Here is a 12023-nt window from a genome sequence, read left to right on the forward strand (position 1 = left end):
AGCGCGGGGCTTTTTGTTGAGGTGAGGTGTGGATTGGCTGTCATTCGTCGCAATAGATTATGGTTTGTTGAACTATGCGCAATTTGCCTATAGTTTCTGCCATGCGTACCCTATTTTTTGAAACGACTACATTCACCGACACGGTTGGCCATTACCTGACTGATGATGAGTATCGCCTGCTTCAGTCCTATATGCTGCAGCATCCAGAGGTTGGTGACGTCATGCCACGTACCGGCGGCTTTCGTAAGCTGCGCTGGTTCGATGAACGTCGTGGTAAAGGGAAGCGAGGCGGGTTGCGCGTTATTTACTATTGGCTCATGAACGATCGTCAGTTCTGGATGTTCGCGATTTATGACAAGGACGAGTTGGAAAACCTGACCTCCGAGCAAGAGAAGACGCTCAAACGCGCCATAGAAGCTGAGTTGAAAGTACGAGGTACCTTATGAAAAAGCGCGATCTGTTTGCCGAGATGATGCAAGGCGTCGAGGAGATGGCCGCCCACCGGGAGGGCAAGATTACCCTTCGCCAGATATCGATCGAAGACAAACCGGTTCCCGAGGTGTCTGCCCAAGAAATCGTGGCGTTGCGCGACAAGCTCCACATGTCTCAAGCCGTTTTCGCCAAGAGCATCAGGACCAGTCCAGGTACGCTCAGGAACTGGGAGCAGGAGAAGTCCAAGCCTAACGCCCAGGCGGCTTTGTTGATCAAGCTGGTCGAGAAGTTTCCAGATATGGTCGAACGGCTTGGCGCTGTTTGATCAGCTCATATCCATGAAAACAGCCCCGCCTTCGAGAGAAGCGCGGGGCTTTTTCATGGCCACTGCCTGGAGGATCGCTCCTACGCTCCGCGTGGGAATGCAGCCTGGGACGCTCTGCGTCCCCCAAGAGCCGAACGCGGAGCGTCCGAGGAGTCATTCCCACGCGGAGCGTGGGGACTATCGATCGCGAGCAAGCTCGCTCCCACATGGGCTTATTGCTGGGCGATGCTGTAGCCATCGAACGCTTTCTGCTGTTGCAGGGCGGTGACGATGCTTTTGCGGGTGGCCTGTTGTTCGGTGCCGTCATTGTCCAGGAAGGTTTCGCTTTCCAGCTCGGCTTCGTCGCCTTCGCCTACGAAATTGAAGCCCAGGAACTCGAAGGCCTCGCGGTCGACGTTCGGCTTGGAGCGTGGTGTGCGCAGGGGCAGGGTGACGCTGATGCCATCCTTGCTGATAACAAACACTTCGGCTTCCTTCTTGGCCCGCGAGGCCTTGCCCTTGCTGCCGCTCGGGTTGCTGATGGCCTGGTGGGTCTGGTTCAGTACTTTCAGGGCCAGGCCGTAGACCAGTTCCTGGAACGACGGGTCGTCCTTGTAGCTGGAGAGGATACGGCTGATCGGGAAGCGGCTGCTCAGGTCTTCCAGGGCTGCGAAATCGGCGGCTTCGGCGTCCTTGAGTTGTTTGAGCTGGCCCATGAGTTCATAGGCCTTGTCGTCGTCGAACGCATCGTGAGCCTGGCGGATGGCGTTGCGCAGTTCGCGGATCTGGTCGCTTTCGCGATTCGACTGGAACGCATCGAGGACCATTTCGCTGATGGTTTTGGCCTGGGGCAGATGCTGTGAAAGATTGATGGAGTTTTCGTATTCCGCTTTGGACGACAGGGTGACTAAGGATTCAGCGGTGTTGGAATCGGACATTGAAATTTCACTACTTCTGTTAGCGGGATGAGGCGAGAAAGGCATTGAGCTTTTTTCCGGTCGCCTAATCTATTGGACGCGGGCGGTGTTGTCACGGTCGGACCGGTCACCGGTGTCTATTTCAGTCGCGCAGCAAATCCATCAGCCGCAACGCATCCGGCGTCGCGGCGCCACTGGCGGTGTTGTCGAAGATGCACCATGTCGGCGTGTCGGGGTCGGCTTTCAACGTTCGGGCGAGGTGCTCCAGCCGGGCGTCTTCGTAAGCTGAGTAGTAAATTCGTGGTGAGCCGTGCAAGCGGTAGTAGCGAATGCCGGGCCAGCCTGCGGGTTGATCGCCGCCGGGCAAGGGGGACGGATCGGCGGCGACACGGCCGATGCATTCGTCTTGCAGCATCGCTGCGACCTCGGGCATGAGCCAGCTCGGGTGTCGCGGCTCAAGCACTGCGTAACCCTGATAACGGTCCCGCAAGGCCTTGAAGAACCCCCCGGCCACTGCGGCATCGAAGGCCAGCGACGGTGGCAACTGAATCAACAGGCAACCAAGCTGTTCTCCCAGTTGCGAGCATTGCCCGAGGAATTCATCCACAAGCCCTCCGCAGTCGATCAGTCGCCGTTCATGGGTAATCTGTTTGGGCACTTTGACCGAGAAACGAAAATCCCGGGCCACGCTGGCTGCCCACTTTGCATACGTGGCGGGACGGTGAGGGCGGTAGAACGAGCTGTTGATTTCCACGGCCGGGAATCGGCTGCTATAGCGTTGCAAATGAGTCCCGTCGACAGCAAAGGCCGGCCAGTGCTCCCGGGGCAGCGACCAGCCGGCGCAGCCCAGGTAAAGGCGTGAGAGGGAGGGCGGTCGAGTCGGCAAGGGTGAAAGCCTGATTGCTAGGGATACAGCCTATGACCGTTGGCAGCGCCTCATGTCTGCATTCTTTTTTGCCTTCGGGCCTGGGCTCGGTTCATTCACAAATCACATTCTTGCCCGACATCTTGGAGCGATACAGCGCCTGGTCCGCCCGGTGCAGCAACACGGCGTGCTGTTCATCCTCGAGTCGCTGCACCACGCCAAAACTCATGGTGATCTGGAAGTCGCCCACCGGCAGCAGGTCGGACAGACCCCGGCGAATGCTCTCAGCCAGCAGGCGGGCGTCGGCCAGGGTGGTGTTGGGCAAGATCATGATGAATTCGTCACCGCCCCAGCGAACCAGCAAGTCGCCGCCGCGCTCGCAGCGCTTGACGCTCTGCACCACTTGTATCAACGCTGCGTCGCCAAAGGCGTGGCCGTAGCGATCGTTGATGTCCTTGAAATCATCCACGTCCATGGCGATCAGCGATAACGGCTCGCGAAAACGCTGCGCGCGCTCACAGGCCAGCGGCAGCGCCTGGTCCAGGCGATAACGGTTGGCGACCCGGGTCAGGGCGTCGGTTTCGGCAAGCTTGCGGTTTTCGTCGAGCTGGATCTGCAACTGATGGTTGACCCGGGACAGTTCGCGGGTGCGTTCTTCGATCACGGCTTCCAGGGATTTGTTGCGCCGTTCCAGTTGTTCGAACAGGCGTTTCTTGTCATCGATACTGCGATGGGCGCCGATCATGCGCGCCACCGTGCCGTCTGGGTTACGGGCGATCACGTAGCCGCGATCCTCGATCCAGATGTAGGAACCGTCGTGGGTGCGGCAGCGGTATTCGGCTTGGTAGACGTGGGATCGGTGTTCCAGGTAGTCGTCGAACAACGCCATGACCCGTGGATAGTCATCCGGGTGGATCACGCTCTCCCAGGTCAGCACGGTGTTGTCCAGTGAATGAGGCTGGTAGCCAAGCATCGTGTACCAGCCGGGGTTGCGGTAGACGAAGCCGGTGTTGGCATTCCAGTCCCAGATGCCATCGCTGACCAGTTCCAGGATGGTGTGCAGTACGCCTTCGTCCAGATCGGACAGGTCGAACCGCAGCATATCGATGTTCGAGGCATCTCCCATCGTCGTTCCCTCAATCAGCCTTGATATCAAAATGCTCGTCCAAGGAGGAAGAGTAGCTGATGGGGGGCGAGAGGCACTAGCGGGGGGATGTTCAGGCGGGGTTCGCTTTTGTGGCGAGGGGATTTATCCCCGTTGGGTCGCGTAGCGGCCCCCGATGTGAACCGATAGCCTTGGGGTTGCTGCGCAACCCGGCGGGGATAAATCCCCTCGCCACAACATCATTCGGCTGGTGTTGGGGGTTTGCCCCATTTCTCCAGCGCGAACTCGACAAAACTGCGCAGTTTTGGCAAACGGTAGCGATCCTGCGCGTACATGAGGCTCATTGGGCGATGGGGCAACTGGTAGCCCTGCAACAACGTCACCAGGTGTCCATCCTTCAGATCCTGTGCCACCAGCGCATCGGGCAGCATGACCACGCCCATCCCGGCCAGGGCGGCGCGATGCAGGCCCGAGGAACTGTTGATCAGCATCGGCCCGTTCACCGGGACCTTGATCTCGCCCTCCGGGCCGTTGATCGGCCAGTGATCCTGGGCGAAGCGCCATTCGTCTGCTGCCGAATAGGCGAACGACAGGCAGTCGTGCAGTTGCAGGTCCGCGGGTTTTTCCGGTGTGCCGCGCCGCGCCAGGTAGGCAGGAGAGGCGCAGACGGTCAGGGTGTAGTCCACCAACGGACGGGCAATCAGTTTCGGGTCGGGATGGCCGAGGCGGATGGCGACGTCGAATCCATGCTCAAGCAGGTCCAGACGCTGGTTGGTCAGCACCACGTCGAGCTTGACCTGGGCGAAGCGCTGGCTGAATTCGGCCAGGGCCGGTGCGAGGCGCTCGGTGCCAAAGGTCAGCGGCGCGGTGATGCGCAGGGTGCCGCTGGGCTCGCCTTGGGTCTGCTCGGCCAGGCGCTCGGAATCGGCCACCAGCCCGAGCACTTCCAGGCAGCGTTGGTAGTAGGCCGAGCCGAACTCGGTCAGGCGCTGGCGCCGCGTCGTACGGTTGATCAGGCGTACGCCGAGACGTTGCTCCAGTGCACGAAGATGATTGCCCACCATGGTGGTGGACATTTCGCATGCGTGGGCCGCCGCCGTCAGGCTTCCGGTTTCTACCACCTTCACGTAAACGGTCATCGCCTGGAACAAGTCCATTATCAAGCTCAGCTTTTAAATGATTGAAGTAAAGCGGAGTTTATCCAGCCTTGGTGGCTAACCATACTGGAAAAAACCAACCAAATGGAGCTTGATGCCATGACCGCTGCCTGCCTGATGACCACTTACCAACCCCTGGCGCTGAGTTTCACCCATGGGTTGGGTACGCGCCTGTGGGACCAGGACGGCCGCGAATACCTTGATGCGGTGGCGGGCGTGGCAGTGACCAATGTCGGCCACTCCCACCCGCGGTTGGTGGCCGCCATCAGCGAGCAAGCCGGCCTGCTGTTGCACACGTCGAACCTGTACAGCATCGATTGGCAGCAACGCCTGGCGCAAAAGCTCACTCAGCTGTCGGGGCTGGATCGGGTGTTTTTCAACAACTCAGGTGCCGAGGCCAACGAAACCGCACTGAAACTGGCGCGCCTCTATGGCTGGCATAAAGGCATTGAGCAGCCGTTGGTGGTGGTCATGGACAATGCGTTCCACGGGCGCACATTGGGCACGATGTCCGCCAGTGACGGCCCGTCCGTGCGGCTGGGCTACAACCGCTTGCCGGGGGATTTCATCAAGGTGCCGTTCGGCGATCTGGCAGCGTTGGAAGCGATCCAGCAGGCTCATGCCGAGCGCATCGTCGCAGTACTGGTGGAACCGATCCAGGGCGAAAGCGGTGTGCAACTCGCCCCGCCGGGCTATCTCAAGGCCCTGCGGGAACTGTGCAGCCGGCGCGCCTGGTTGTTGATGCTCGACGAGATCCAGACCGGCATCGGTCGCACTGGCCAATGGTTCGCGTTCCAGCACGAGGACATCGTGCCGGACGTCATGACCCTCGCCAAAGGCCTGGGCAACGGCGTGCCCATTGGGGCCTGCCTGGCACGGGGCAAGGCGGCCGAGCTGTTTACCCCTGGCAGCCATGGCAGCACCTTTGGCGGTAATCCACTGGCCTGTCGGGTCGGCTGCACGGTGCTGGAGATCATTGAGCAACAAGCGCTGGTGGACAACGCCAGGCATCAGGGCGAACAGTTGCTGGGCCGGCTGCGTACCGAGTTGGCGGACAACCCGAATGTCCTGGCGATTCGCGGCCAGGGGTTGATGATCGGCATTGAACTCAAGCAGCCGGTTCGCGACCTGGCCCTGCGTGCCGCCCGGGATCACGGCCTGCTGATCAATATCACTCGGGGCCAGACCATCCGCCTGCTGCCGCCGTTGACGATCGATGGGCGGGAAGTGGAGATGATTGTCCGGGGTGTAAGCCGCTGTCTGGCGCAGGGGTGAGGGGCGTTCGCCCGGACGCCGGTTTCTTATCGGTCAGCCGGGCGAAGCGCAACGCAGCGCGACGGAATTTTTAACGATTGCCGCGTTCCAACGCCTGCCAGAGTCGATTGCCTACACTTTGGCATTCAGACTGAAAACCCAGGAGCATCTTCATGTTCACCTCGCGTCGCTTGATCGTTGTCGCAACTGCTGTGGCCCTGTTGTCCGGCTGTGCGTCGCCTAACCCCTACGACAACCAGGGCCAGGCCTCTACCGAATCTTCGGGCATGAGCAAAACCGCCAAGTATGGTGGCCTCGGTGCACTGGCGGGGGCGTTGGCTGGTGCGGCCATCGGTCACGATAACCGGGGCAAGGGTGCGTTGATCGGTGCAGCGGTGGTGGGGGCTTCCGCGGCCGGTTACGGCTACTACGCCGACCAGCAGGAAAAGAAGCTGCGTGCGAGCATGGCCAATACCGGCGTTGAAGTGCAGCGCCAGGGCGACCAGATCAAGCTGATCATGCCGGGCAACATCACCTTCGCCACCGACTCGGCGAACATCGCGTCCAGCTTCTACCAGCCGCTGAACAACCTGGCCAACTCCCTCAAGGAGTTCAACCAGAACCAGATTGAAATCGTCGGCTACACCGACAGCACCGGCAGCCGCCAGCACAACATGGACCTGTCCCAGCGTCGTGCGCAGAGCGTGGCGACCTACCTGACGTCCCAGGGCGTGAGCGGTGCCAACCTGTCGGCCCGTGGCGCCGGCCCGGACAACCCGGTGGCCAGCAACGCCGACGTCAATGGCCGTGCGCAAAACCGTCGTGTCGAGGTCAACCTCAAGGCCATTCCCGGCCAGCAGTACCAGGCACCGGCGCAGCAGGGCCAGACTTACCAGCAATACCCATAACGGCTGGGCGGCAAATGAAACGGGGGCTCTGGAAACAGGGCCCCCGTTTTTTTGTGGTTGTCAGTTTCTATCCGCCTGATGCCGCCATTTGTGGCGAGGGGATTTGTGGGAGCAAAGCTTGCTCGCTAAACAGGCGCCTCGATTTTCTGAAAGACCGCATCGCTTTCATCGCGGGCAAGCCTTGCTCCCACAAGTCTCCTCGCCCAAAGGTGTTCACAAGGGGATCAATTCGCCTCTTTTACCGCACTCAAGAACGCACACGTACGCTCCTGCTGCGGGTTCTCGAAGATCTGCGCCGGGGTGCCCTGTTCGTGGATCTGCCCTTTGTAGAAGAAACACACCCGGTCGGCGAATTCCCGGGCGAAGCCCATCTGGTGGGTCACCATCAGCATCGTCAGGTTATGTTCGGCCCCCAGTTTGCGGATTACATTCAGCACTTCGCCGCACAGCTCCGGGTCGAGCGCCGAGGTCACTTCGTCAAACAGCATCACCTTGGGCCGCATCGCCAGCGCCCGGGCGATCGCCACCCGTTGTTGCTGGCCGCCGGACAACTGCGACGGGTAATGCTCGAGCTTGTTGCCCAGCCCTACCAGCTCCAACAAGTCGGCGGCGCGCTCCCGGGCTTCTTTCGGGTTCATGCCCAGCACCTGCACCGGTGCCTCGATCACGTTCTGCAGCGCGGTCATGTGGGGAAACAGGTTGAAGCTCTGGAACACCATGCCGATCTTGCCGCGCACCCGGCGGATGTGTCGGTCGTTGGCCGGCACCAGCACGCCGTTGCGGTTGGGCATGTGGGTCAGGGAGTCATCCTCGACGCGGATCTGGCCTTGGTCGATACCTTCCAGGGTCATCAACACCCGCAGCAGCGTGGACTTGCCCGAGCCGCTGGGGCCGATGATCGCGACCTTTTCACCGGGGGCGACATCCAGGTTCAGATGGTCGAGCACGGTGAAGCTGCCATAGCTTTTGGTCACGTCCTGGAAACTCACGATCGGCCGGGACGTTGTTGGATCTTGCATGGCCGGGGCCTCCTGCTGCGACGCCAGCGTGCTGCGCCGGGACAAGTCGGTGGGCGTGGACAGGGGTAAAGTCATTAGCGTAGCTCCATGCGCGTTTCAAGGCGCCGTACCAGATAAGCCAGGGCAAGGCTCAGGGCGAGGAAGAACAGGCCGACCATGGTGATCGGTTCCAGGTAGCGGAAATTCTCGGAACCGATGTTCTTGGCCTGCTGCATGATCTCCACCACGGTGATCGCCGACAGCACCGGCGTGTCCTTGAGCATTGCCACCAGGTAATTGCCCAGCGGCGGCACGATCGGACGCAGCGCCTGGGGCAGGATGATGTTGCGGTAGGCGTCGTACGGCGCGATGTTCAGTGCCGTCACCGCTTCCCACTGCGCCCGCGGCACCGCATCCAGACCACTGCGATAGACCTCGGCGATGTAGCAGGCGTAGTGCAGGCCGATGCCGAGGATGCCAACCTGCATGGCCGTCAGGCTCAAGCCGTAGTTGGGCAGCACGTAGTAGAGGAAATACACCTGGATCAGCAGCGGTGTGCTGCGGATGAACTCGATCACCGCGGTGGCCGGCCACGATAGCCAGAATTTGCGACTGCGCCGGCCAATCGCCAGGAACAATCCCAGGACAATCGCGATCAGGAAACCGATCAGGGTAATGCCCACGGTGTTGAGGGAGGCGCGCAGCAGGTCCGGCAGGATTTGTGCGGCATAGGACCAGTCGAACAGCGTCATGACAGACCTCCACGCATCCGGCCCCGGCTCAGTCGTCGTTCGACGTGGCGCATGCCGAAGTTGATGGCCTGGGCGAGGATGAAATACATCACCAGGGCCAGGCTGAAGATCTCCAGGGTCTGGAAGGTCGCCTGATCCAACTGCCGCGCCCGGAAACTCAGGTCCGACAAGGTGATCAGCGACACCAGCGAGGTGTTCTTCAGCAGCTCGATCAACAGGTTGGTGCCCGGTGGAATCGCCGCCAGCAACGCCTGCGGCAGGATGATCCGCTTGAAGCGCGTAAAACCGCTGAAGTTCAACGCCGTGCAGGCTTCGTATTGGCCCTTGGCGACCGAACTGATGGCGCCGCGCATCACTTCCGCACCGTAGGCGCCGATGTGCAGGCCCAGGCCGACAATCGCCACGGCGTAAGGGCTCAGCTCAACGTTGAAGGGGGGCAGCGGCAGCACGAAGAACAGCCAGAACAATTGCACCAGCAGCGAGGTGCCACGGAACACTTCGATGTAGGTGATGGAAAACCAGCGCAACGCTCGCCACGGCGAGAGTCGCCCGAGGGCTGCCAGCACCGCCGCGACGATGGCCAGCAGCGAGCCGAAGAAGGTCACCTGGAGCGTGACCCAGGCCCCCTGTATCAATAACGGAAGTAATTCGCCCATGGTTCAACCCAATGTCCGGTGAAGCAGGGAACAGGCATCACGCACCGTGCGTCATGCCCGTTTCGGCACGCCAGTTTTTGGCGACTACTGAGCGCAGAGCTCGGCCGCGGTCTTGCTGGTCACGTTGGATTTGTCGAACCCGAATGGCGCAACCGTCTTGAGATGCTCTTCGGAGCCCAGCCACTTTTTCAGCTCGGCATTGACCGCATCGCGCAAGTCTTTGTCTTCGGGGCGGAAGGCCAGGGCGCCGTAGCCGATGTGGGACGGGTCGTCCTTGAATTCGGTCATCGCTTCCACCTTGTCGCCGCCCTTGCTGGCCAGGCCTTTCATGGTCAGTTGGGTGCCGACGGCAGCGTCCGCGCGTCCGGCGCGCACGGCTTGTAATTGTGCGGTGGTGTCGGGCACCTGGAGGATCTGGTCGTCCTTGACCCCGGAGTCGCGGGCATAAGCCAGGTTCACCGTGCCGGCCATGATTGCCAGTTTCACATCCGGTTGCTTGGCGATGTCTTCATAGCTGTGGAGTTTTTTCGGATTGCCCTTGGCCACGAGCAAGGCATCGGGCAACTGGTACTGCGGATCGGTGAACAACACTTGCTTGCAGCGCGCCGGGGTGATGTACATGCCGGCGGCGATGACATCGAAACGGCCGGCCCGCAGGCCTGGAATCAATGAGCCCCATTCGGTGAGCACGCCATTGACCTGCTTGATGCCCATCTTGGCGAAGATGATCTTGGCGATCTCCGGCGACTCACCGGTAACGTTGCCGTCGGTTTCGGTGAAGGCAAACGGGGTTTCGTTGGCGTAGCCGATCCGGATGCTGCTGTTGCTTTTGATCGTATCCAGGGTGGCCGCTTGAACGCTGCCGGCCAGGCCCAGTACGGCACAGGTCAACAAGAGCCGACGCAAGGGCGCACCGGTGCTGGGAAGAAAATTGCTCATCGATAAAATCTCCTGTTTCTTGTGGATCCGTCGTTTGACGGCTCTGTGGTAGGAGGCAGTGTTACAAGAGCAAAGCGTACAGCGGCGGATCCTGGCGTGGCCTGGAATCGGGAACAGCGCCGGTACAGGTCGATCCGGCTTTTTGTCAGGGCGATGAGCCCGCCTGGGTGACGACCTTGGACCGAGCATACAAAAGCCCCGGCATCGATTGTATTGCACTAGGACAATTGCTTTGCCGCGATGGTCGCGCAATGCTGTGCGCACCCCTACACACGCCGGTTGCAGCTGTCATGGATAAGTGGAAGTCAGCCTTGGACCTCGCCCGCAGCGGTGAATCCAAATACAAGATTCTGGTGCAGGCCATTGCCGACGATATCGAACAGGGCACCCTGGCCAATGACCAGCGCCTGCCGCCGCAACGGCAGGTAGCTGACGCCATGGGTATCAGCGTGCAGACCGTCACCAACGCCTATAAGGAGTTGGAGCGCCAGGGACTGGTGCGCTGTGAGGTCGGGCGTGGCAGTTTCGTCTCGCGGCGCATGAGCGACCGGGTGGCGACGTACATTCTCGACAGTCCCGAGCGAGCGCTGGTGGATTTTTCCATCACCCGCATCCTCCACACCCGCGAGCATGACCAGGCCTGGCGTGATACCTGCGCGGCGCTGAGCACTGAAGAGGATCAGCCGTGGATTCATGCGTTTCGCCCCATCGCCGGTTTTGAATCCCATCGCGAAGCGGCGGCGCAGTGGATCGGCCGGCAAGGGCTGAAAGTCGACCGTAACGATGTGCTGATCACCAACGGCGCGGCCCACGGGATTTTCCTGGCTCTCGCTTCGCTGGCGGGCCCTGATGACGTGGTGCTCTGCGAAGGCTTGACCGACCACGGCGTGATCGGCAATTCCCAGGTGCTGGGCTTCACCCTCAAGGGCCTGGAGATGGACCTCTATGGCATCGACCCCGAACATTTCGAAGACATGTGCAGCAACGAGCGCATCACGGCGCTGGTGTGCACGCCGAACCTGAACAACCCCACCACCAGCCTGATGCCCGACGCCCGCCGCCGGGAAATCGCCGAAATTGCCCGGCGCTTCGGTGTGCACATTATTGAAGACGATGTGTACGGCCCGCTGCTGGACGAGCGCCGGGCGCCGCCTATCAGCCATTACCTGCCGGAGCTGTCGTTCTACTGCACGAGCATGACCAAGTCGGTGCTCACGGGCCTGCGCACCGGTTATCTGGTGGTGCCCAAGCGCCTGGCCCTGCGCACCGAGAGCATCCTGCGGGTCAACAGTTGGATGGCCACGCCCATGGTCTCGGAGATCGCCACCCGCTGGATTCGCGATGGACGCGCCGAGTCGCTGGTGCAATTGCAACGTCAACTGCTGGCCGGGCGCCAGGCGATGGTCACCGAGTACATGGGCGAACATCTGCTGGGCCAGCACCCGCATGCCTTGAGTGCCTGGGTCGGTATCCCGTCCCATTGGGAAGTGGACAGCCTGGTGCGGGCGCTGCGGCACAAGCACATCGCCGTGACCTCGCCCGATCCGTTCACCGTCCGCGGCACCCCCAGGCCCCGCGCGGTGCGGGTCTGCGTCGGTGCCGAATGCAGTGACGAAGAAATGCGCCATGCGCTGATCGGCATGCGGCAGATCTTCAACCAGTACCCGCAGATTCATGATTTCTAAACGCCGAATGCATGAACGACACATCCCCCTGTGGGAGCGAGCTTGCTCGCG

The 12023-nt window shown here is 61.1% G+C and carries 13 protein-coding genes; 5 read left to right on the forward strand and 8 right to left on the reverse strand.

Annotated elements, in window-relative coordinates; translation table 11 throughout:
• Positions 1-101 precede the first annotated feature (101 nt).
• Complete coding sequence (locus AB4O22_RS01475) at positions 102-446, forward strand: hypothetical protein (RefSeq protein ID WP_013694185.1); 345 nt, start codon at positions 102-104, stop codon at positions 444-446.
• Positions 443-757: a helix-turn-helix domain-containing protein gene (locus AB4O22_RS01480; RefSeq protein WP_003205391.1), complete on the forward strand. Its 315-nt coding sequence runs from the start codon at positions 443-445 to the stop codon at positions 755-757. The genes AB4O22_RS01475 and AB4O22_RS01480 overlap by 4 nt, the downstream gene beginning before the upstream one ends.
• 212 nt (positions 758-969) lie before the next feature.
• Here AB4O22_RS01480 and AB4O22_RS01485 read toward each other — a convergent pair whose 3' ends face one another.
• From AB4O22_RS01485 to AB4O22_RS01500, 4 genes are all read right to left on the reverse strand, one after another.
• Positions 970-1674, reverse strand: coding sequence for a hypothetical protein (locus AB4O22_RS01485; protein ID WP_003205390.1), 705 nt, complete (start codon positions 1672-1674; stop codon positions 970-972).
• A gap of 121 nt (positions 1675-1795) precedes the next feature.
• Positions 1796-2539, reverse strand: a complete 744-nt coding sequence (locus AB4O22_RS01490; RefSeq protein ID WP_003205389.1) for a DUF72 domain-containing protein — start codon at positions 2537-2539, stop codon at positions 1796-1798.
• Positions 2540-2630: 91 nt separating this feature from the next.
• On the reverse strand, positions 2631-3644 hold the full coding sequence (locus AB4O22_RS01495; RefSeq protein ID WP_003205388.1) for a sensor domain-containing diguanylate cyclase: 1014 nt from the start codon (positions 3642-3644) through the stop codon (positions 2631-2633).
• 218 nt (positions 3645-3862) lie between these two features.
• Positions 3863-4780: a LysR family transcriptional regulator gene (locus AB4O22_RS01500; protein ID WP_223470357.1), complete on the reverse strand. Its 918-nt coding sequence runs from the start codon at positions 4778-4780 to the stop codon at positions 3863-3865.
• A gap of 99 nt (positions 4781-4879) precedes the next feature.
• Here AB4O22_RS01500 and AB4O22_RS01505 point away from each other — a divergent pair, with 99 nt between their 5' ends.
• Both AB4O22_RS01505 and AB4O22_RS01510 read left to right on the forward strand, forming a co-directional pair.
• Positions 4880-6055: an acetylornithine/succinylornithine family transaminase gene (locus tag AB4O22_RS01505; RefSeq protein ID WP_460095798.1), complete on the forward strand. Its 1176-nt coding sequence runs from the start codon at positions 4880-4882 to the stop codon at positions 6053-6055.
• 152 nt (positions 6056-6207) lie between these two features.
• Entirely contained in the window at positions 6208-6942 is a 735-nt protein-coding gene (locus AB4O22_RS01510; RefSeq protein WP_003205385.1) for an OmpA family protein, read from the forward strand.
• A gap of 224 nt (positions 6943-7166) precedes the next feature.
• Here the strand turns inward: AB4O22_RS01510 and ehuA are convergent, their stop codons facing one another.
• From ehuA to ehuB, 4 genes are all read right to left on the reverse strand, one after another.
• Positions 7167-7961: an ectoine/hydroxyectoine ABC transporter ATP-binding protein EhuA gene (gene ehuA, locus AB4O22_RS01515; RefSeq protein WP_223470419.1), complete on the reverse strand. Its 795-nt coding sequence runs from the start codon at positions 7959-7961 to the stop codon at positions 7167-7169.
• A gap of 74 nt (positions 7962-8035) precedes the next feature.
• Complete coding sequence (ehuD, locus tag AB4O22_RS01520) at positions 8036-8692, reverse strand: ectoine/hydroxyectoine ABC transporter permease subunit EhuD (protein WP_003205383.1); 657 nt, start codon at positions 8690-8692, stop codon at positions 8036-8038.
• Positions 8689-9348: an ectoine/hydroxyectoine ABC transporter permease subunit EhuC gene (ehuC, locus tag AB4O22_RS01525; protein ID WP_204127525.1), complete on the reverse strand. Its 660-nt coding sequence runs from the start codon at positions 9346-9348 to the stop codon at positions 8689-8691. The genes ehuD and ehuC overlap by 4 nt, the downstream gene beginning before the upstream one ends.
• A gap of 84 nt (positions 9349-9432) precedes the next feature.
• Positions 9433-10287, reverse strand: coding sequence for an ectoine/hydroxyectoine ABC transporter substrate-binding protein EhuB (gene ehuB, locus AB4O22_RS01530; RefSeq protein ID WP_003205381.1), 855 nt, complete (start codon positions 10285-10287; stop codon positions 9433-9435).
• A 290-nt stretch (positions 10288-10577) separates the two neighbouring features.
• Between ehuB and ehuR the strand changes: the two genes are divergently transcribed.
• Positions 10578-11972, forward strand: a complete 1395-nt coding sequence (gene ehuR / locus AB4O22_RS01535; protein WP_460095799.1) for a MocR-like ectoine utilization transcription factor EhuR — start codon at positions 10578-10580, stop codon at positions 11970-11972.
• Positions 11973-12023: the final 51 nt, after the last annotated feature.

The organism is Pseudomonas sp. S3_B11 (genome assembly GCF_054667715.1).